The sequence below is a fragment of the Microbacterium sp. NPDC089188 genome (genome assembly GCF_040685155.1).
Taxonomy (GTDB): Bacteria; Actinomycetota; Actinomycetes; order Actinomycetales; family Microbacteriaceae; genus Microbacterium; species Microbacterium galbum.
The window spans coordinates 681,856-702,343 of sequence record NZ_JBFBHH010000001.1 but is presented as its reverse complement, the minus strand read 5'-3'; the positions used below and the strand labels follow the sequence as shown (position 1 = coordinate 702,343).

The 20,488-nt window shown below is 70.3% G+C and carries 21 protein-coding genes; 12 read left to right on the top strand and 9 right to left on the bottom strand.

Annotated features, from left to right (window positions below; translation table 11 throughout):
• From AB0N80_RS03245 to AB0N80_RS03235, 3 genes are all read right to left on the bottom strand, one after another.
• Positions 1-900: a carbohydrate ABC transporter permease gene (locus AB0N80_RS03245; RefSeq protein WP_315993949.1), complete on the bottom strand. Its 900-nt coding sequence runs from the start codon at positions 898-900 to the stop codon at positions 1-3.
• Positions 897-1,769: a sugar ABC transporter permease gene (locus AB0N80_RS03240; protein WP_363577521.1), complete on the bottom strand. Its 873-nt coding sequence runs from the start codon at positions 1,767-1,769 to the stop codon at positions 897-899. The genes AB0N80_RS03245 and AB0N80_RS03240 overlap by 4 nt, the downstream gene beginning before the upstream one ends.
• Positions 1,770-1,860: 91 nt before the next feature.
• Entirely contained in the window at positions 1,861-3,168 is a 1,308-nt protein-coding gene (locus AB0N80_RS03235) for an extracellular solute-binding protein (protein ID WP_315993951.1), read from the bottom strand.
• A 268-nt stretch (positions 3,169-3,436) separates the two neighbouring features.
• On the opposite strand from AB0N80_RS03235, the gene AB0N80_RS03230 reads away from it, so the two are divergent.
• Positions 3,437-4,309, top strand: coding sequence for a neutral zinc metallopeptidase (locus AB0N80_RS03230; RefSeq protein ID WP_363577519.1), 873 nt, complete (start codon positions 3,437-3,439; stop codon positions 4,307-4,309).
• A gap of 136 nt (positions 4,310-4,445) precedes the next feature.
• Here AB0N80_RS03230 and AB0N80_RS03225 read toward each other — a convergent pair whose 3' ends face one another.
• From AB0N80_RS03225 to AB0N80_RS03210, 4 genes are all read right to left on the bottom strand, one after another.
• On the bottom strand, positions 4,446-5,030 hold the full coding sequence (locus AB0N80_RS03225) for a copper resistance CopC family protein (protein ID WP_363578170.1): 585 nt from the start codon (positions 5,028-5,030) through the stop codon (positions 4,446-4,448).
• 2 nt (positions 5,031-5,032) lie between these two features.
• Positions 5,033-5,779, bottom strand: a complete 747-nt coding sequence (locus AB0N80_RS03220) for a YcnI family protein (RefSeq protein WP_363577517.1) — start codon at positions 5,777-5,779, stop codon at positions 5,033-5,035.
• A 66-nt stretch (positions 5,780-5,845) separates the two neighbouring features.
• On the bottom strand, positions 5,846-6,436 hold the full coding sequence (locus AB0N80_RS03215) for a hypothetical protein (protein WP_315993954.1): 591 nt from the start codon (positions 6,434-6,436) through the stop codon (positions 5,846-5,848).
• Positions 6,437-6,585: 149 nt separating this feature from the next.
• The gene (locus tag AB0N80_RS03210) at positions 6,586-7,839 is read right to left on the bottom strand and encodes a wax ester/triacylglycerol synthase domain-containing protein (protein ID WP_363577515.1); all 1,254 of its coding nucleotides are present in this window, start codon (positions 7,837-7,839) and stop codon (positions 6,586-6,588) included.
• Positions 7,840-8,018: 179 nt separating this feature from the next.
• On the opposite strand from AB0N80_RS03210, the gene AB0N80_RS03205 reads away from it, so the two are divergent.
• Both AB0N80_RS03205 and AB0N80_RS03200 read left to right on the top strand, forming a co-directional pair.
• Entirely contained in the window at positions 8,019-8,768 is a 750-nt protein-coding gene (locus tag AB0N80_RS03205) for a LysM domain-containing protein (protein WP_315993956.1), read from the top strand.
• Between the two features lie 47 nt (positions 8,769-8,815).
• The gene (locus AB0N80_RS03200) at positions 8,816-9,397 is read left to right on the top strand and encodes a GNAT family protein (protein ID WP_315993957.1); all 582 of its coding nucleotides are present in this window, start codon (positions 8,816-8,818) and stop codon (positions 9,395-9,397) included.
• 62 nt (positions 9,398-9,459) lie between these two features.
• Here the strand turns inward: AB0N80_RS03200 and AB0N80_RS03195 are convergent, their stop codons facing one another.
• Positions 9,460-10,563, bottom strand: a complete 1,104-nt coding sequence (locus tag AB0N80_RS03195) for a VanZ family protein (protein WP_363577512.1) — start codon at positions 10,561-10,563, stop codon at positions 9,460-9,462.
• A gap of 48 nt (positions 10,564-10,611) precedes the next feature.
• Here AB0N80_RS03195 and AB0N80_RS03190 point away from each other — a divergent pair, with 48 nt between their 5' ends.
• The 4 genes from AB0N80_RS03190 to AB0N80_RS03175 all read left to right on the top strand — a co-directional run bounded on the left by AB0N80_RS03190 (position 10,612) and on the right by AB0N80_RS03175 (position 14,782).
• Positions 10,612-11,460, top strand: coding sequence for a serine hydrolase (locus AB0N80_RS03190; protein WP_315993959.1), 849 nt, complete (start codon positions 10,612-10,614; stop codon positions 11,458-11,460).
• A 205-nt stretch (positions 11,461-11,665) separates the two neighbouring features.
• Positions 11,666-12,082 (top strand): ester cyclase, encoded by a 417-nt coding sequence (locus tag AB0N80_RS03185; protein ID WP_315993960.1) that lies wholly within the window; start codon positions 11,666-11,668, stop codon positions 12,080-12,082.
• A gap of 146 nt (positions 12,083-12,228) precedes the next feature.
• Positions 12,229-14,322 (top strand): APC family permease, encoded by a 2,094-nt coding sequence (locus AB0N80_RS03180; RefSeq protein WP_315993961.1) that lies wholly within the window; start codon positions 12,229-12,231, stop codon positions 14,320-14,322.
• Positions 14,323-14,422: 100 nt separating this feature from the next.
• On the top strand, positions 14,423-14,782 hold the full coding sequence (locus AB0N80_RS03175) for a PLD nuclease N-terminal domain-containing protein (protein WP_315993962.1): 360 nt from the start codon (positions 14,423-14,425) through the stop codon (positions 14,780-14,782).
• A 108-nt stretch (positions 14,783-14,890) separates the two neighbouring features.
• On the opposite strand, the gene arfB is transcribed toward AB0N80_RS03175, so the two are convergent.
• Positions 14,891-15,319 (bottom strand): alternative ribosome rescue aminoacyl-tRNA hydrolase ArfB, encoded by a 429-nt coding sequence (gene arfB / locus AB0N80_RS03170; RefSeq protein ID WP_315993963.1) that lies wholly within the window; start codon positions 15,317-15,319, stop codon positions 14,891-14,893.
• Positions 15,320-15,714: 395 nt separating this feature from the next.
• Here arfB and AB0N80_RS03165 point away from each other — a divergent pair, with 395 nt between their 5' ends.
• From AB0N80_RS03165 to kdpC, 5 genes are read left to right on the top strand one after another with little or no spacing between them, the layout of a single operon-like run.
• Complete coding sequence (locus tag AB0N80_RS03165; RefSeq protein ID WP_363387956.1) at positions 15,715-15,855, top strand: hypothetical protein; 141 nt, start codon at positions 15,715-15,717, stop codon at positions 15,853-15,855.
• Positions 15,852-15,941, top strand: a complete 90-nt coding sequence (gene kdpF / locus AB0N80_RS03160) for a K(+)-transporting ATPase subunit F (RefSeq protein WP_363387959.1) — start codon at positions 15,852-15,854, stop codon at positions 15,939-15,941. Before AB0N80_RS03165 ends, kdpF begins: the two co-directional genes overlap by 4 nt.
• A 2-nt stretch (positions 15,942-15,943) precedes the next feature.
• Positions 15,944-17,629: a potassium-transporting ATPase subunit KdpA gene (gene kdpA, locus AB0N80_RS03155; RefSeq protein ID WP_363577509.1), complete on the top strand. Its 1,686-nt coding sequence runs from the start codon at positions 15,944-15,946 to the stop codon at positions 17,627-17,629.
• Positions 17,629-19,866: a potassium-transporting ATPase subunit KdpB gene (gene kdpB / locus AB0N80_RS03150; RefSeq protein WP_363577507.1), complete on the top strand. Its 2,238-nt coding sequence runs from the start codon at positions 17,629-17,631 to the stop codon at positions 19,864-19,866. Before kdpA ends, kdpB begins: the two co-directional genes overlap by 1 nt.
• Positions 19,867-19,878: 12 nt before the next feature.
• Positions 19,879-20,469: a K(+)-transporting ATPase subunit C gene (kdpC, locus tag AB0N80_RS03145; RefSeq protein WP_363577505.1), complete on the top strand. Its 591-nt coding sequence runs from the start codon at positions 19,879-19,881 to the stop codon at positions 20,467-20,469.
• Positions 20,470-20,488 lie beyond the last annotated feature (19 nt).

Genomic DNA, 20,488 nt, shown 5'->3' with positions numbered 1-20,488 from the left:
TCAGCCCTTGACGGCGCCGTCGCTCAGACCCGCCACGAGGTACTTCTGCGCGATGAAGGCGATGACGACGACGGGGATCGTCAGCAGCATCGACGCCGCGCCCGCCTGCTGGAGCATCGGCAGCGTCTGACCGAGCTGCGTGGCGATGAAGACGGGGACCGTCTTCGATGAGGTGTCGGTGAGCACCAGCGCCGTCAGATACTCCTGGAACGCGAAGAGGAAGACGAAGATGCCGGCAGTCAGGATGCCGGGTCCCATCAGCGGGATCATGACCCGGCGCAGCATGCCGATGCGGGTGCAGCCGTCGATCATGGCCGCCTCGTCCAGCTCACGGGGGATCTCGGCGAAGAAGTTGCGCAGTAGCCAGATCGTGAACGGTTGATTGATCGCGACGAGGGCGATGGCCAGCGCGAAGGTGGTGTCGTAGATCCCGAGCGCGCGGCTGATGTCGTACATCGGCAGCACCACGGCGAAGCGCGGCAGGGCCCGGAAGATCAGGGCCAGCACGAGCAGGAGGGCCGAGATGTAGCTGGGGAACCGCGAGAGCGCATATGCGGCGGGGATGCCGATGACGAGGGCGATCAACGTGGAGATCACCGCCACCGAGAGGGTGTTGACGAGATAGTCGGCGAAGTAGGTGGTCTCCCAGAGGTCGACGAACGCCTTCAGCGTCGGCTCGTAGCCCGACAGGACGGGCGGGTTGGCGAAGGCGACGTCGGTCGGCTTCGTCACCGACAGCGTCATCCAGATGAACGGGCTGAGCATGAGGAAGCACAGGATGCCGAGCAGCAACCCCGTGACACCTCGGATGCGGCGCCGCGGCCGCGGCCGTCGGTTCTTGCCCTCGATGTCGCCGGTGGTGATCGCGCGCGTGGAGAGCGCTTCGGTGCGGAGGGTCATCGGGCCGCCTTCGCTTCCTTGAAGATGCCCCGGATGAAGGGGATGAGCATGACCAGGATCAGCAGGATGGTCAGGACGTTGATGGCGCTGCCGAGACCGAGCTCCTGTGCGCCGTTGGCGAAGGCCACGGAATAGACGTAGAGCATGATCGACTCGTTGCCGATCGTCTCCGCCTGCGGCGACAACGGGATCAGGGCGTCGAAGATGCGCAGCACATCCATGATCGTGATGAGGCAGACGAAGCCCAGCACCCCGCGGATGGTGGGGATGATGACCTGCAGGTGCGTCTGGAACGCGTTCGCCCCGTCGATACGAGCGGCCTCCCGCAACTCGACCGGCACTCCCTGCAGACCGGCGAGGATGATGAGCATCGCGAACGGCAGCATCTGCCACACGGTGTTCAGCATGACGAGCAGGGCGTTGGGCACCTGATCGGTGAACCAGAGCACCTGCGTTCCGCCGAAGAAGCCGATCAATCGATTGACCACCCCTCCGAAGTTGTCGTCGAACAGCCACGAGAAGGCGACGGCGCCGACGAGGTTGGGCAGCACGTACGACACGAGCATGATGCCGAGGACCAGCGGTCGCGACAGGCGGAGGGTGTTGACCGCGATGGCGATCAGATACCCGAAGACGAGCAGGATGGCGGTGGTGACCACCGTCACGGCGATGGTGAAGACGACGGCCCGATGGAATCGCGGATCGCTCAGGGCGTCGGTGAAGTTCGCGAGACCGACGAAGGTCCCCGGGACGCCGTACCGGACGTTCTCGAAGCTCCACTGCACGGTACGCAGAAGGGGGAACACGAGCAGAGCGCTCATGATGGCCAGGCTGGGGGCGAACAACACCCAGAACTCGCGTGCTTTCACGGGACGACTCCTCTCAGTGGGGCGCCGGCCCGGTCGTCGTCGACCGGGCCGGGCCCTCCTGTTCACCGGTGGATGCGGGCGATGGCGGGCGTCAGCCCGCGATCTTCTCCCCCGCTGCCTGCATCTGCGCCGTCGCCTCGTCGACCGACAGGCCGCCGGCGAGGAACTGCGCCACGATCGGCGTGATCTCGTTGCTGATCGGGGCCAGCACCGGCGAGACCACGGGCGGCATGGCACCCGCGATGGAGTCGTTGGCAGCCTGCCCGTAGGGCGAGTTGTCGGCGGTGACCATGCCCTCGCGAGCGGGGTAGGCCGCCGGGACCGAGGCCTTCGACGCGTCCTCGCTGACGGCGGAAGCCATCATCTCGAACAGCATCTTGTGGTCGAGCTTGGTGTTGAACGGGATCGACCATCCGTCGATCGAGAGGCGGTCGTACAGGTACGGCGCCGACGTCGAGACCTTCGGCGGTGCCGCGAAGCCGAAGTTCTCGGACAGCTTGCTGTTCTCCGACTTGGTCAGATCGCTCATGCGCCCCGAGAACATGATCGACATCGCCGCGGTGTCGTTGTACATCTGCTGCTGCACCTTCGGCTGGTCGAAGGTGGTCACCTGCGGGTCCATGTAGGGCTGCAGGCTCTGCATGGCCTGGAGCGCCTCCTTGGCCTCCGGGGTGTCGAGGGTGACCGTGCCGTTCGCGTCGACGAAGTCGCCGCCGAGCGAGTTCATGACGGCTTGGAAGCTCGTCGTCACGTCGGCGGTGGCGAGCCACGGCAGCGCGATCGGGTACTGCATCTTGCCCGAGGCCTTGATGGCCTCGGCAGCGCTGATCATGTCATCGAAGGTCTGGGGGACCTCGAGGCCGAGCTCGTCGAAGACGTCGGTGCGGTAGGCCATGACGAACATCTGCGCCTGCATGGGCAGGGCGTAGAGCTTGCCGTCGTACGACATGCCCTGACGCATCGACTCGCTGATCGCGTTCAGGTCGTACTTGTCGGCGAATTCGGCGAACAGATCGTCGAGGGGGACGAGCTTGTCGTCGACGGCGAGGCTCGGGATGACGAAGCCGTAGGTCTCGACGATGTCGTAGCTGCCGGTGTCCCCCGACAGGGTGGCCGTGGTCTTCGTGACCTGGCCGCCGAAGTCGATCGGGTCGTGCTTGACCGTGACATCATCTTTGGTGCAGCTGGAGACCATCGTGTCGGTGAACGGATCGATGGCGGAGGAGTTGTAGGCGAGCACGTTGACCGTGGTCGCGGATTCGGGGGCGGTGTAGTCGCAGGTGACCTCGGTGGCATTCGCGTTCCCCGTGCGGCTACCCGCGCCGCATCCGGAGAGGGCGAGTGCACCCACGGCCGCGACGGCGGCGAGGGCGATAGCGCGCTTCTTGGTGGATGACATGGCCAAACCGTATACGTATGCATAGCGCTTAGGGAAGCCTAAGCGTTCACATCGGACGGTAACGATCGTGTTTCGTGAATACGTATGAGCATGGGCGGCGGCGCGGCCCGGGGCGCAAGACAAGAAGATGGGGCATCCGGTCTCATCGACACGTTGGGCACGCCAGGTCGGCGCCCGGCGCCGGGTCGCTCACGGAGGTGTGCTCCCACTCGGCGGTGAGAAGTCCAGCCCCGTGTTCGCGGCTGTCGGCGCGCGTACCGTGAACGCCGTGACGTTCAACGACAATGCCCGCGTCGGCGGGAACTCGGCCAAGCGGCGCGGCGGAACGGTCGCCGCCGTCGGCGGCGGCGCGGTGGGACTCGGTGCGATCGTGGTGTTCCTGATCTCGGCGTTCACCGGCACCGACCTGTCGGGGCTCCTCGGCGGCGGCGCCCCCGCCGCGCCCCAGGGCGGCGGTGAGGCGATCGCCAACTGTTCGACGGGACAGGATGCCAACAACGACGACACGTGCCGCCTCGCGGCGGCGACCCTCAGCATCGATCAGTTCTGGCAGGAGCGCCTCGACGGGTACCGGGAGCCGCAGCTGATCATCGTCGACCGGGCGACGTCGAGCTCGTGCGGGACGGCGTCGAACGCGACGGGACCGTTCTACTGCCCGCCGGATGAGACCGTGTACGTCGATCCGACGTTCTTCTCCATCCTGCGGGAGCAGTACGACACCACCGCCGGTCCCCTCGCCCAGCTCTACGTGCTCGCCCACGAATACGGCCACCACGTGCAGAACCTCACCGGGGTGATGCAGGAGTACCCGAACAACGGCACGGGCCCCGACAGCAACGGCGTGCGCACCGAGCTGCAGGCCGACTGCTACGCCGGCGCCTGGGTCGCCGCGGCCGGCGAGCAGGTCGATGAGAACGGCACGCCGTATCTGCAGCCCCCGACCGAGCAGCAGATCACCGATGCGCTCTCGGCGGCGGCCGCGGTGGGCGACGATCACATCCAGGCCGAGGCGGGCCAGGTCACCAACCCCGAGAGCTTCACGCACGGCTCCAGCGAGCAGCGGACGCGGTGGTTCGACGCGGGCCGCCAGGGCGGTGTGAACGCCTGCGACACCTTCTCGGTGGCGGGCTCGAGCCTGTAGTCCGGGCCCCGGCGTCCGGCGTCGGGCGCCCCGGAGCCGCCGTCCCGGCATCCGGATGCCGTCGTCCGCAGGACTTCACCCCGGCACGAGCCGCCCGCCGCGGACGTGGACGTCCGACGGCGGGCGGTCCGAGGACTCAGTCCTCGCGGCTGCGGGTGCGGAGGATGATGACGATGAGGATGCCGACGACCACCACGGCACCGCCGCCCGCGAGCAGTCCGATGGTGAGGCCGGACATCCCTGCCGGCGACACCGCATCCGTCTCCGGTGCGGCCTCCCCCGCGCCGACGGCGGCGGCGCAGGGCGACTGCTCCGAGCCGTCGGACGCGCTCTCGCCCGTCCAGGTGAACGGGATGACGCCCGACACCGGATGACCGTCGGACGACACCGCGCGCCACTCGACCTGATAGTCGCCGGGTGCCCCGAGCGCGACGGCGGTCGTCAGTGTGGGACCGGCGAGAGCAGCGCACTCGCTCTCGTAGTGCCGGCCGTCGGGCCCCACCACGATGACGAGGTTCCCCCCGTCGGCGCCGAGCAGGTTGGCACTGAAGTCGAGGGTGACCTCCGACAGGCTCGAGACGCTGTCGCCCTCCGCGGGAGACGACGAGACGAGGCTGTCGTGCGCGGATGCGGCCGTGGCCCCGCCGAAGGCGGCGGTCATCGCCGCAGCGATCACCGCCGCCCCGGCGAGTGCGCGGCGAAGCGCGGTGCGGGAGCGCATGCTCACGCGCGCTTCGGACGACGCGCGAAGGCGAGGGCGCCGAGAACGGCACCGGCCGCGGCGACCACGAGGGCCGCGATGCTGAGCCCCAGCGCGACGCCCGACGAGGAGTCGCTCGTCGTGGCGCTCGCCTCGCTGGAGTGGTCGTCCGTGGCGGAGGCCGCCGTCGTCGACGTCCCGTGGCTGTGCTCCCCGGCCGGCGGAGCGTCGTTGATGTAGAGCACCGGCGCGGGCTCGAGCGTGTCGTCGGCTGCGACCTGGTCGGGCGTCGCCGCCCACTCCACGACCTCCCCGTCGGAGTAGGTCTGCGTCGCCGGCAGCAGCAGGTGCCCGGTGTCGGGCACCGGCCCGAGCACGGCCGAGAAGATCTGGAACTGGTCCTGGCCGATGCCGATGCCCGGGTCGGCCTGCCAGACGATCTTCAGTGCGGCATCCGAGATGGTGTTGCCGTCGACCTCGACGGGGGCGGGGAGGGCGCCCTTCTCGACCGTGGCGGTCCACCCGGTCACCGGCTCGACGAGCACGGAACTGAGCGGGGTGTCGGTGGGCAGGGCGACCTCGACCTTGACGGTGGATGCCGTCTCGGACTCGGTCGGGACGCGGAAGTTCACCGTGGCGTAGCTGCCCGGCGTCGCGGTGTTCGGGTTGACGGTGACGTGCGCGGACGCCGCGAGCGGCGCGCCGATGGCGAGGACGGCGCCGGCGGCGAGGCCCGCGAGGGTACGACGAAGGATGGTCTTGCGAGACATGGGTGCTGCTTTCTGCGAATGGGCGCGCCGATCAGACGGACGCGCCGCGAAGGAGGGTGTCGGAGGTCACGCCGCGCGCGGCGGACCCCGATGCCTCATCGGCGACAGCACCGTCATCGCCGTCGTCAGCAGCAGTGGTTCGGGTGCCGTGCGGACGGCATCCGTGCGCGCCGCCGGTCCGCGGAACGGGCGCAGCCGCAGAAGCACCGCGACGAAGAAGCGCGCGATCGCCCGCACCGCCCGCTCGCCGCGACCGAGGGCCAGGATCGTGACCGCCGCCGCGAACGCGTGCGCGACCCACATCCAGGGCGAATGCGCGGCGTGCGCCGGCCCCGTGGCGGCAGCATCCAGCAGAAGCGGCGCGGCACCGTGGTGCGACATCGGCCCCGCGCCGCTCCCGCTCAGATCGAGCGCCAGGATGCCGTGGAACAGCGCCTGGCTCAGCACGACCGCGAGCGAGAGGCGCCACCACGACGCCGTGCGCCCCGCCAGCAGCACGCAGACGGGGGCGGCGAGGCACAGCGCGAGGACGGCGTTGAGCGTGGGAGGGAGCTCCGCCCCGACGGAGGCGTGCGAGACGGTCGCGATGAAGGTCGCGACGGCCGCCGCGGCGACACCGCGGCCCACGCGTTGCGCGCGCCCTGCTCTCGACGACATCCGACCCTCCGCGTCCAGCCTAGGCGGCGCGGCCGGTGCCGGTGCGTGCGGTGTCACGGCATCGAAACGGGTGCCGTCCCGGCATCGAGCGGGGCCGGGACGCGACACGTGAACGCCGGATGCCGGGGCGGGTCGCGACCGCGACCGATTCACTCGGTCCCGGCGCGCAGCGCCTCCCACGCGTCGTGCGCGGCGTCCGCGAGCTCGTCGACGTCGGGCACCGCGGCGGGGTCGACGCAGAAGCCGACGCCCAGCCAGCGGTCGTTGGAGATCGCCGCGACGCGCAGCGCGTGGCGGGGGCCCGGCTCCGACGACGTGTAGACGTGTCCGACGCGGCGCCCGGCGACGGCCACCGCGACGCGGGGACCGGGCACGTTCGAGATGGCGAGCGCGAATTCGCGCGGGTCGTCGGCGAGGCCGCGCACGTACGTTCCGAGGGGCCCCGCCGACGCGAGCGCGTGGAACAGTTCGTCGAGCGCCCGGGCATCGCGTCCGTTCTTGCGTGCGCGCATCTGCGCGCTCAGCAGGTCGAGTCGGCGCAGGTCGTCGGGCTCGTGCAGGTGCAGGCCCACGTCGACGAAGGAGTCGCGATTGCCGGATGCCGCGGCATCCTCCCCCTTCTCGTGCAGGCTCACGGGCACCTGGGCGTTCACCCGCGGCGTGTGGCCGTGGTGGAGGAGCCGTCGGCGCAGCGCCCCCGCGATCACGGCGAGGAGCACGTCGTTGACGGTCGCGTGCGCGGCGCGAGACGCACCGACCGCCCGCGCCTCGGCGAGGGGCACGTCGACGAACGCCAGGGCACGGCGTGCGGTGAGAGGGCGGTCGAACGGCGAATGCGATCCCGGGTGGCCGAGCTCGCGGGCCACGGTCAGCGGCATCCGCTCCCATTCGCTCCAGCGCGTCGGGCGCGCCGCGGGATCGCGGATGCCGACCTCGTGAGCCGGGGCGTCGTGCGGCTCGAAGACCACCGCCTCGAGGAAGCGCACGGCCGTCAGTCCGTCGGCGAGCGCGTGATGCAGGCGCACGGCCACGGCCTCGCGCCCGTCGGCGAGCGGCCCGATGAGGTCGATCGTCCACAACGGCCGCGACCGGTCGAGGGGTTCCGACATGAGCCGCCCGACGACCGCGCGCAGGTCCGCCGGGTCGCCCGCGGCAAAGCGGCGGACGTGGTGCGCGACCTCGACCTCGGCCGCGTCGACCCACGCGGGTCCTTCGCCGTCGTCGACCACGACCTGACGGCCGCGCGGGAAGGCACCCAGGCGTTCGGCGACGCTCGCGCGCACGGCCTCGAGGTCGAGGGACGGGCCCGGCTCGAGCACGAGCAGCTTCAGGGCGTGCCCGCGCACCACGTCGGACTCCAGCGCCAGGATGCGCGCGTCCGCCGGCGACAGCGGCTCTCTCATGGGGTCACGGTAGCGCGGCGGGTGGCGCAGCACGGTCCTTCTCCCGACCGAGACGCCTCGGGGGTGGCGACACGCATCCCTCCGGTCATCGCCAGGCAGGGGACACCGCCTCTGCGAGGGTGCGGCCCGCGTCCGCAGAATCGCCGGCATCCGCGAAGGCACCCCCGTAGGGTGAGCGCATGAAGAAGGCAGCAGCGATCGCGAGCGGGGTGTCGATCGTCGTCGTCGGCGGGCTCTTCGCGCTCGCCGCTCCCGCCGTGTCGGCCGCTTTCACGCACGTGACGTCGATCGGTGCGGCCGTGCCCGCTCCCTCCCCGACCGAGACCGCGGCATCCGGCGCGGGAGAGACGGACGCGACCGGGCTCGGCGAGGGCTACGTGGACGTCGGCAACGGCCTCATGATCCGGCGGAACGACCCCGAAGGGTGCGATATCCCGCGGTGGATCCATTTCGGCAGGATGAGCGCGAGCCTGAACGACGACCTGATCGACCGAGGCCCGCGCGAGCTCGCCGCCGGTCCGGTGGGAGTGGACGACGACGGTGTCGTCATGACCTACACCGTCGAACCGGGCGACTCGCTCTACGCGATCGGCGATCGTTTCTGCATCGCCAACCCGCTGAGCATCGCCGACCTCAACCACACGCGCGTGATCCAGCCCGGAGACGTGCTGCTCCTGCATCCCGATGGATCGCTTCCGTGGATCCCGTACTTCAGTCCCCCCGATGCCCCCGGGGGCTATCAGCAGATCCCCTATCAGCGCGCCATCGAGGCGATGCGTGTCGCCGCCCATGCCGATGATCTCGACGAAATGCGCTCGATCTTCCGGGACGATTTGGCGGGCCTGTTCCCCTCGGCCGACGACGCGGACGTGATCGCCCGCGCTCTCGACGCCGGAGATCTCGCCGCGCTGCGGCAGATGTTCGCCTGAGGCCCTTTCCTCTGGGTCTGTTGGCGACGCCCCGTTACGGTCGATGGATGGACGACCTTCGCGACACCTCCTCCGCGCTCGCCTACGGTGCCGACCTGCTCCGTGGCGAATGCGTCCGCCTGCGGGCGACCACCGACGCCGATCTCGACGCCCTCGTGGACTGGTGGCGCCGCGACGACGCGGCGGTCCTGCAGCAGGGCGGCGTGCAGCATCGGCCCGTCGCATCCGTGCGGGAGATGTTCCAGGCGTGGAGCCGCAACGACTCCCCCGGCGGCGCGGGTTACAGCATCGACGACGAGGAGGGGCGCCTCATCGGCCACGCGACGCTGTGGGGAGGAAACCTGCCCGCGCGTGTCGCGACGTTCGCGATCATGATCGGCCCCGACGCGGTCGGCCGCGGCTACGGCACGGATGCCACCCGCACGATGCTCCGCTACGGCTTCGACGAGCTGGGCCTGCACAAGGTTGAACTGCGGGTCTGGGCCTTCAACACGCGAGCCCTTCGCGCCTACGAGAAGGCCGGATTCGTGCGTGAGGGCGTGCGCCGCGCCGTGGCGTTCCACGGAGGTCGCTTCCACGACGAGGTGCTCATGGGCGTGCTGGCCGAGGAGTTCGCCGCGAACCGGTGACGTCCACCCGGGCCGTCAGATCCAGGGCTGGAACGCGCTGTGACGGATGGCGATCTTCGCCGTCACTCGAGGGTGCCGCGGGCCGACGACGACGCGTCGACCGACGGACTCACCACTCCCGCCCGGTCGTCGACCAGGCGGCGGCGCCCGATCCACCCGGTGAGACCCCGCCCGTCACGCCAGACGACGAGGAGCGCCCCGGTCGCGAGCGCGAGCACGAAGGCCGTCAACGACCACGGCGCGGGCAGCCCCGCGAGCACGGCGTACGCTCCAGCCCCGGTGAGGAAGCGCAGCGGCCGCGCCACCCACGCCGGCAGCACACCGTTCGTGAACCGCACGCGCGTGGCGAGGTCGCCGATCGACCTCCCCGTCGTCAGGATCACGACCAGCCACAGGCCGGCCGAGGCCAGCGTCCCCGCGAGCGAGGCCACCTCGTCGGTCGAGAAGGTCGCGGCATCCCCCAGGGTGAGGGCGATCGCCGCCTGCACGGCCACCGAGACGGCGAAGCCCACGAGCCACACGCCCACCACGTCGCACACGATGCCGAGCAACCGACGGCGACGTGTGACCGGGCGGGGCTGCTCGGCATCCGGGCTCTTCTGCACTCCCCGGTGCTGCGCGGGCACCGCGAACGCGAGTACCGACCCGAGGAGCGCTCCCGAGGTGTTGGCGATCAGGTCGTCGACGTCGAAGACGCGATAGGCGCACGGGAAGATCCCCCAGACGCCGGTGAGCTGCGTGGTCTCGATGACCCCCGAGACGACCAGGCCCGCGACTCCGGCGATCAGGATGCCGCGTCCGCCGAGGACGCGGAGGAAGAACCCGAGCGGGAGGAAAAGCAGCACGTTCAACGCCACCTGCAGCACGACGGGGTCGGTGAGGTAGCGGCCCGAGACGGCGACCGCCGCGCGGATCTCGTCGACGAATTCGAAGGGGCGGAGGTTCACCCCCGCGCAGCGGTAGGCGTCGCCGTCGGGCAGGGGGATGAGCGTGTACGTCCAGATCGCCCAGAAGTACACGGCGGCGCCCGCCCACAGCAGGGTGCGCCACAGCGTCAATCCCCCGCGACGGCGATAGCTGACCGCGACGAACGGCACGAACGCCAGCACCGCGACCACCGCACCCGCGAAGACGGCGAGCAGCCCCGATCCGACGATGTTGTGCACCCCGCGAGCTTAGGGGGAGGTCGGTCGGGCCTCCGTAGCCTTGTGCACATGTGCCGCGCCACCCGCCTCCGCGACGAGCTCGTCGCCCGCATCGACGACACGGGCTTCCGCGCCCACGGACTGCACGTGCGGGTCGGCGACGCCGTCGCGGAACACCGCTGGGCGCCCGACGAGCGCGAGGAGATCCACTCGGTCGCCAAGGCCGTCGCGGTGCTCGCTGCGGGGATCGCGGCCGACGAGGGTCTCGCGGCGCTGGACGCCCCGGTGGGCGAGCTGCTGCCCGCCGCCACCGACGTGACCCTCCGCCACCTCCTGTCGATGTCGAGCGGCATCGACTTCCCCTACTCCGAGACGATGATGACCGACTGGCCCGACGTCGCCGCCGAGTTCCTCTCCCGCCCCACGCGGGGGCGCGTCTTCCAGTACTCCAACGCGAGCACGTACACCGCGATGCACGCGCTGTCGCAGCGCACGGGCGACGTCGAGGAGTTCCTGCGACCGCGGTTGTTCACCCCGCTGGGTCTCGACGACGTCGCATGGCGACGCTGCCCGCTCGGGCGGGTGCTCGGTGGCGAGGGACTCTCCCTCCGCACGGAGGAGATGGCCCGTCTCGGAAAGCTCATCCGTGACCGCGGCATGTGGGACGGGCGCCGCCTCGTCTCGGCGCAGACGGTGGATGCGCTGCACACGGCGTGGATCGGAACGGGGAGCGCGGGAGAGGGCTATCGCCGCTACGCGCTCGCGGGATGGGACGGCCCCGGTGCCGCGTGGCGGCTGCATGGCGCGCACGGCCAACTGCTCGTCTTCGTCGCCGACACCGTCGTCACGATCACCGCGCACGACCACGTCGGCGCCGACGCGATCGCCGCATACATCGCCGAGCGCTGCGCCGCCTGACCCCGTCGAGACCGCTCCCGCGTCGAGGCCCATCCTTCGACGGGGCCGCATCTCGTGCCCGGCGTCGTGGCGCCGCGACACCCGGCACAGCAGGCCGACCGCCGACGGTCAACCCTCCGGTGACGACCGAGGTGGCGGCATACCGTCGCTCGCGACCAGCACGGTCGATTCAGGCACCGGTGGCGTGCAGAAAAGGTGAGATCCCATGACTCGTGAGCAGAACATCGCATCCCAGCAGGCATTCGGCGAGGCGGTGAACGCGGGCGACTTCGCCGCGTTCGACGACCTCGTCGCTCCCGATTCGGTCGACCACGACCCGGCGCCCGGTCAGGAGCAAGGTCCGCGCGGGTACGCCGCGTTCTTCGGCGAGCTGCGGACGGCGTTCCCCGACATGGCACTCGCGGTGGAGAAGCTCGTCGCGGATGACGACAGCGTCGCGTTCGCGTACACGCTGACCGGGACGCAGACCGGCGAGTTCCGCGGCCACGCTCCGACAGGCCGGCCGGTGAAGATCCGCGGCGTACAGATCAGCACCTTCGTCGACGGCAAGCTCGCCGAGCGCTGGGGAAGCAGCGACGAGCTGGGCATCCTCACCCAGCTGGGCCTCGCGCCCGACGCGTGACGGACAGATCGCACCCGCGAGAACACCCTTCGGCACTCCCGGACGACGTCCTTCACCCGATGGAGGTCGTCCGGGAGGATCCGTGGAGGTCGACCATCCGGTGAACGCCGTGCGCGTCAGATTGCGCAGAGCCTGGAGTGCGCGTAATGTCGCGCGCCGTGACTGACGAAAGTCGCGTTGACGGCGAAGAGACGCCGATCGCGAAACGCATTCTGATCGGCGAGCCTCTCACGTCCGAGAAACTCGACGAGCAGCTCCTCCCTAAGAAGATGGCGCTGCCCATCTTCGCCTCCGACGCCCTCTCCTCCGTGGCCTATGCCCCGCAGGAGCTGCTGATGATCCTGCTCATCGGCGGAACGGCTCTGCTGACCCTCAGCCCGTGGGTCGCGGTGGCCGTCGTGGTGCTGCTGGTCGTGGTGGTGCTCAGCTACCGTCAGCTCATCAAGGCCTACCCCTCGGGCGGCGGCGACTACGAAGTCGCCAGCAAGAACCTGGGCGAAGTGCCGGGGGTCGTCGTCGCAGCGGCCCTGCTCGTGGACTACGTGCTCACGGTGGCCGTGTCGGTGGCATCCGGTGTCGACAACATCATCTCGGCGCTCCCGGAACTCAACCCGTTCCGCGTCGAGATCGCGGTCGGGTTCGTCATCCTCATCGTCATCGTCAACCTCCGCGGCGTGCGCGAGGCCTCGAGCGTCTTCGCGATCCCCACCTACCTGTTCATCGGGTCGGTCGGCGTGATGATCGTCGTCGGCCTGGGTCGCACCCTCTTCGGTTTCGCCCCCGTCGCCTCGAGCGCGCAGTACGCGGTGCAGGCGGAGTCGCTGACGCAGGCGGCGCTGATCCTGCTCGTCCTGCGCGCGTTCTCGAGCGGCTGTTCCGCTCTCACGGGCGTCGAGGCCGTGTCGAACGGCGTGCCCGCGTTCCGGATGCCGAAGATCCGCAACGCCCAGACGACGCTGACGATGATGGGCGGCATCGCGATCATCCTGTTCGTGGGCCTCACCGCGCTCGCGCTGATCTCGGGCGTGCACTACGCCGAGAACCCCTGCCACCTCATCGGGTTCGACTGCGCGAACAACCCGCAGCCGAGCCTCATGGCCCAGGTCGCCGCGGCGACCTTCGGCATGGGCAGCATCCCGTTCTTCATCATCCAGGCCGCGACCGCGTGCGTGCTGCTGCTCGCGGCCAACACCGCGTTCAACGGCTTCCCGCTGCTCGGGTCGGTGCTCGCGCGCGACGGCTACGCCCCGAAGGCGCTCAACACCCGCGGCGACCGGCTCGTGTACTCGAACGGCATGATCATCCTCGGCATCGTCGCCATCGGTGTGCTGATCGTCTACCAGGCCAACCTCACCACGCTGATCCAGCTCTACATCATCGGCGTCTTCGTGTCGTTCTCGCTCGGCCAGATCGGCATGGTCAAGCACTGGCGCCGCACGCTGCGCGGATTGAAGGACCTGCCCCCCGAGGCGGCGAAGCAGCAGTCGGCGGCGATCGAACGCCGCTCGGCCATCGCAGGCCTGTGGATCAACTCCGTCGGCGCGGCCATGACCGTGCTCGTGCTGCTCATCGTGACCATCACGAAGTTCACGCACGGCGCGTGGCTGGTGTTCATCGCCATCCCGATCCTGGCGGTGCTCATGATCGGCGTGAACCGGTACTACCGCGACGTCGAGCATGAGATCCGCATGGACGACGACGTGCACTTCGGCTCGTCGGGCGACGTCGCCATCGTCCTCGTCAACCGCCTGCAGAAGCCCGTGATGAAGGCGATCGACTACGCCCTCGCCGCCAACCACGACAAGACCCTCGCCGTGCACGTCGCCATCACCGACGAAGACGCGGCGAAGCTGCAGAGGGAGTGGGCGGAGCACAACATGCCCCTGCCCCTCGTCATCATCGACTCGCCGTACCGCACCTACAGCTCGCCCGTGTCGACGTTCATCAAGAAGTACCGCGCGAACAACGGCTCCGCCGTCGTCACCGTGTACCTGCCGCAGTTCATCGTGGGGCACTGGTGGGAGTCGATCCTCCACAACCGCCGCTCGCGCCGCCTGGCCCAGCAGCTCATGCTCGTGCACGGCGTCTCGATCACGCTCGTGCCGTGGCTGCTCGACTCGTCGGAGCTCATCTACGGACGCCGGTCGCGCCCCCTGCCCGGCCAATCGCGCAGCGGCCGCCCGATCGCCGAGGTCCCGGCGCAGCGCGTGAAGAAGACGCCGTCGGATCCGGCATCCTGAACCGATCCGGACGCCCTCGCCACGCGGCGGGGGCGTTCGGCGTTTCGCAACGCGGCCAGAAGGTGGACGCCGCGCGGAGTGCTCCGCCAGGGTGGGGGCCATGCCGATCCTCGCCCTGCTGACCCTCGTCGTGATGGTGATCGCGCTGATCGATGCCATCACGCGCCGCGACGACCAGGTCAAGCACATGCCGAAGTTCGTGTGGGTGTTCTTCATCGTGCTGCTGCCGCTGATCGGGTCGATCCTGTGGTTCACGATCGGGCGCGAGTACGAGCAGCGCACGGCTCCCCTGACTTTCGGTGACCCGCGGCGGTGGCAGAGGCAGCCCGACCCGTCGCCCGCCCCGGCCCCGCGCGACGCACGCACGACGGAGCAGCAGATCGCCGACCTCGAGCGCGAGATGCACCTCGCCGACCTCGAGGAGCAGGTGCGTCGCCGCCGCGCCGAGGGCGGCGCCTGACGCGCCCGACCAGGGTCGAGTGTCCACAACACCCGGGCGGATCTCCGGAGCGTCCGGGTGTCCTGGACACTCGGCGGGGATGGCTGGGCCGACGCGGGCGCGCGCCCGTCAGTCCGTCGGGCGCTGCCGCATCCGCTTGACGTCGGTGCGACGCTGCTTGGCCTGCAGGCGGCGCTCCTTCGACCCGCGGGTCGGCTTCGTCGCCCGGCGCGGCGGAGCCGGGGGCCGCACCGCCTCGGCCACGAGGGCGGCGAGCCGGGCGCGGGCCGCGTCGCGGTTGCGCAGCTGCGCCCGATGCTCGGAAGCCGCGATCGTCAGCACCCCGTCGACCAGCCGGTCGCCGAGCCGCTCGAGCACGCGCTCGCGCTGCACGGTCGAGAGAACGGCGGATGCCGTGGCATCCCACATCAGCTCCGCGCGCGAATCGGCGGTGTTCACCCCCTGACCGCCCGGGCCCGACGAGCGCGAGAACCGCCACGACAGCTCGGACGCGGGGATCACCAGCCCCGCGCTCACGCGCACGTCGTTCTCGGCCATGTCTCCATCATGCGCGGTCGGCGCACATCTCCTGCAGGATCCGCGGCTGCGGTGGTCTCGATGCCCCCGGCGGGACACGGCGCAGGAGTCGTGCACTGCCGGCCGCGGAACCCGGGGGCTCGCCGGCGGTGCGCTCCGCGGAGGCGGCTCGACCGGCCCGCTGCACAGCTCCTGCGCATCCGACCTCATCAAGCGGTTCAGAGTCGGGCGGCCCCCTTTCCGCAGGAGCTGTGCGCACAGCCGCCCCGTAAGCACTCCGTATGGGTCCGTGAGCGACCCGTAGGGAAAGCGTTAGGGCCCGAGGATGCCGCGGCCCGGCGGAGTTGTATCGACAGACGTGCCGCCCCGCGGCGCCCGCGGCTCGCCCGCGGTTCCGTCCCGAACCTGGAGTCGTCGTGCTCGATGTCGTCTTCCTCGCCGTGACCGCCGCGCTGTTCGCGCTGGTCGCGCTCGTCGCCAAGGGGGTCGAGAAGTTGGGCCCCGAGGCTCGTTCCTCGTCCGCCCGCCCCGTAGGACGCGGAGGCGACCGGTCATGACCTTCTTCTCGATCCTCGCCGCGGTGCTCGCGGTCGCCGCCGTCGTCTACCTCGTGGTCGCCCTCGTCCGACCGGAGAAGTTCTGACCATGGACGGTGGAAGCATCTGGTCGATCGTCCTGACCGGCCTCACCCTCGTCGTCGCGCTGGGCTTGGCCTACCGCCCGCTCGGCGACCACATCGCCCGCATCTACACCGGCGAGCGCGACCTCGCCGTCGAGCGCGGCACCTACCGTCTGATCGGCGTCGACGCCCGCAGCGCACAGACGTGGCAGGCCTACCTGCGGTCGGTGCTGCTGTTCTCGTTCGTGAGCGTCGTCTTCGTCTACGCCCTCATGCGCCTGCAGCCGCTGCTGCCGTTCGCCCTGGGTCTCGAGGCGCCGAGCGAGGCCCTCTCGTTCAACACCGCGGTCTCGTTCGTGACCAACACGAACTGGCAGTCGTACTCCGGCGAGACCACGCTCGGGTACACCGTGCAGTTCGCCGCCCTCACCGTGCAGAACTTCGTCTCGGCCGCCGTGGGCATCGCGATCGCGATGGCCCTGGTGCGCGGCTTCGCGTACCGCCGCAGCGGCGTGATCGGAAACTTCTGGGTCGACCTCGTGCGCGGCACCTACCGGCTGCTGCTGCCCTTCTCGATCGTGGCCGCGCTCGTGCTGCTCGCCGGCGGTGTCATCCAGAACCTCAACGGCTTCACGGATGCCACGACCCTGGCCGGGGCGGCGCAGGCGATCCCGGGTGGGCCGGTGGCATCCCAGGAGGCCATCAAGCTGCTCGGGACCAACGGCGGCGGCTTCTTCAACGTCAACTCCGCCCATCCGTTCGAGAACCCGACGCCGTGGACCAACCTCTTCGAGATCTTCCTGATGCTGGTCATCCCGTTCTCGCTGCCCCGCGCCTTCGGCCGCATCGTGGGCGATGACCGCCAGGGCTACACGATCCTCGGGGTGATGGCCGCGATCTTCGTGGCATCCACGGCTCTGCTCACGTGGGCCGAGACGGTGGGGGCGGGTACCGCCCCGGGCCTCGCCGGCGGCGCGATGGAGGGCAAGGAGGTGCGGTTCGGCATCTTCGGCTCGACGCTGTTCGGCTCGACGAGCACCCTCACCTCGACCGGTGCGGTGAACTCGATGCACGACAGCTACACGGCGCTGGGCGGCATGATGCCGATGATCAACATGATGCTCGGTGAGGTCGCCCCCGGCGGTGTCGGCTCGGGCCTGTACGGCATGCTGATCCTCGCCGTGATCGCGGTGTTCGTCGGCGGCCTGCTGATCGGCCGCACGCCCGAGTACCTCGGGAAGAAGATCGGGCCGCGCGAGATCAAGCTCGCGAGCCTCTACATCCTCGTCACCCCCACCCTCGTGCTCGCCGGGACCGCCCTGAGCTTCGGGGTTCCGGCCATCCGCTCCGACGTCGAGACCACGTCGATCTGGAACCCGGGCGTACACGGCCTCAGCGAGGTGCTCTACGCGTTCACGTCGGCGGCGAACAACAACGGCTCGGCTTTCGCGGGCCTCACCGCCAACACCCCGTGGTTCAACACCGCGCTCGGTGTGACGATGCTGCTCGGCCGCTTCCTGCCGATCGTGTTCGTGCTGGCCCTCGCCGGCGCCCTCGCGGCCCAGGATGCCGTGCCGGCGACGGTCGGAACCCTGCCCACGCACCGCCCGCAGTTCGCGGGCCTGCTGGCCGGTGTCGCCGTGATCGTCACCGCCCTCACCTATTTCCCCGTCCTCACCCTCGGACCCCTCGCTGAAGGACTGACCCGCTGATGTCCACCCTCACCCACGCCCCGGCGCCCGAAGCGTCGGCCCCCACCTCCGATGCCCCGCGCCGAGCCTTCAGCACCGCGCAGATCGTCGCCGCCCTCCCCGGCGCGGCAAAGAAACTGAACCCGGCCGCGCAGTGGCGCAACCCGGTGATGTTCCTCGTCTGGGTCGGCGCCGCGCTGACCACCCTCATCGCGGTCGCCGAGCCGTTCCTCGGGGCTGCCGACGGCTCCCTGCCCTTCGGCTTCACCTGGGGCATCGCGATCTGGCTGTGGCTCACGGTGTTCTTCGCGAACATCGCCGAGTCGGTCGCCGAGGGCCGCGGCAAGGCGCAGGCGGCGACTCTGCGCAAGACGCGCACGACGACCTCGGCGCGGCGGGTCGTCGCGTACTCCCCCACGGACCCCGGGGCGGTGAACGCGGCCACCGAAGACGTCCCCTCGGGCGACCTGCGCGTCGGCGACATCGTGCTGGTGGAGACCGGGGAGCTGATCCCCGGCGACGGCGACATCGTGCACGGCATCGCGACCGTCGACGAATCGGCCATCACGGGCGAATCGGCACCGGTGGTGCGCGAGTCGGGCGGCGACCGCAGCGCCGTCACCGGCGGTACGCGCGTGCTCAGCGACCGCATCGTCGTGACGATCACGTCGAAGCCCGGGGAGACGTTCGTCGACCGCATGATCGCGCTCGTCGAGGGCGCGTCGCGCCAGCGCACGCCCAACGAGATCGCGCTCAACATCCTGCTGGCGAGCCTGTCGATCGTGTTCGTCGTCGTCGTGCTCGTGCTGAACCCGATCGCCTCGTACGCGGCATCCCCCGTGTCGATCCCCGTGCTCGTGGCCCTGCTCGTCTGCCTGATCCCGACGACCATCGGGGCGCTGCTCAGCGCCATCGGCATCGCGGGCATGGACCGCCTGGTGCAGCGAAACGTCCTGGCCATGTCGGGACGCGCGGTCGAGGCCGCGGGCGACGTCACCACCCTGCTGCTCGATAAGACCGGCACGATCACCTACGGGAACCGTCGCGCGTCGGCCTTCGTGCCTCTCGACGGCGTCGGCGGGCCGATGCTCGCCGAGTTCGCCTCGCTGTCGTCGCAGGCCGACCCCACGCCCGAGGGCGTCTCGGTGGTCGAGCTCGCAGCGGCCCAGGGGATCGTCGCCGAGATGCCCCGCGGCGCGGAGCCCGTTCCCTTCACGGCCCAGACCCGCATGAGCGGCCTCGACCTCGCCGACGGCACGCAGGTGCGCAAGGGCGCCGCGTCGGCCGTGGTGGCCTGGCTGGCGGCATCCGGCTCCCCCGTTCCCGAGGCGCTGCGCGCGCAGCTGCAGAACGCGACGGATGCCATCTCGCAGTCGGGCGGCACGCCGCTGGTCGTCGCGACGTGGACGCCGGCGCGGGGCCCGGTGGCTTCGACGGGCTCAGCCACCTCTGAAACCGAGGTCGCGGAGCACGCGACCGAGGTCCCTGAGCCTGTTGAAGGGACCGGAACCGGCGTCGGCCGCGTGCTCGGCGTCATCCACCTCAAGGACGTCGTCAAGGACGGCCTGCGCGAGCGCTTCGGCGAGCTGCGCGCGATGGGCATCCGCACCGTGATGATCACGGGCGACAACCCCCTCACGGCCAAGGCGATCGCCGCCGAGGCGGGCGTCGACGACTTCCTCGCCGAGGCCACCCCCGAAGACAAGCTCGCCCTCATCCAGCGCGAGCAGGAGGGCGGCAACCTCGTCGCGATGACCGGCGACGGCACGAACGACGCGCCCGCCCTGGCCCAGGCCGACGTGGGTGTCGCGATGAACACGGGCACCTCGGCCGCGAAAGAGGCCGGCAACATGGTCGACCTCGATTCGGACCCGACCAAGCTCATCGACATCGTCCGGATCGGCAAGCAGCTGCTCATCACCCGCGGCGCCCTGACTACGTTCTCGCTCGCCAACGACATCGCGAAGTACTTCGCGATCATCCCGGCGATGTTCATGGGGGTGTTCCCCGGGCTCGCGGTGCTCAACATCATGCAGCTGTCCTCGCCGGCATCCGCGGTGCTCAGCGCGATCATCTTCAACGCGATCGTCATCATCGTGCTCATCCCGCTGGCCCTGCGCGGTGTGAAGTACCGCGCGGCGAGCGCCTCGAGCATCCTCAGCCGCAACCTGCTCGTGTACGGGCTCGGCGGCGTCCTCGTCCCCTTCATCGGTATCAAGCTCATCGACCTCGTCGTGAGCCTGCTCCCCGGCTTCTGAAAGGCCCCCCTGATGCGCACCACCCTGCGTACCGCCGGCGTCGCCGTCCGCGCGATGCTCGTCTTCACCCTGCTCCTCGGCGTCGGCTACATGCTGCTGATCACCGCCGTCGGCCAGATCGCCCTGCCGTTCGCGGCGAACGGTTCGCTCATCAGAACGGCCGACGGGCAGGTCGCGGGTTCGCAGCTGATCGGGCAGTCCTTCACGGATGCCGACGGCAACGCCCTCCCGCGGTACTTCCAGTCCCGTCCCTCGGCCGCGGGCGACGGCTACGACTCCGCGGCGTCGAGCGGGTCGAACCTCGGCCCCGAGAATGACGACCTGATCTCCTCGATCGAGGAGCGCACGGCCGCCGCGGTCGAGCTCGACGGATCGGGTCGGATCCCCGCTGATGCCCTGACCGCCTCGGCATCCGGGCTCGACCCCGACATCTCGGTCGCCAACGCCGAACGACAGGTCGCCCGCGTCGCCGAGGCCCGTGGCCTCTCGGCATCCGAGGTCGAATCCCTCGTCGACGCGCACACGATCCCGCGCGACCTGGGGTACCTCGGCGACCCCCGCGTGAACGTCGTCGCGCTCAATCGCGCGCTCGACGCGCTCTGAGAGACGAGAATCAGGGACA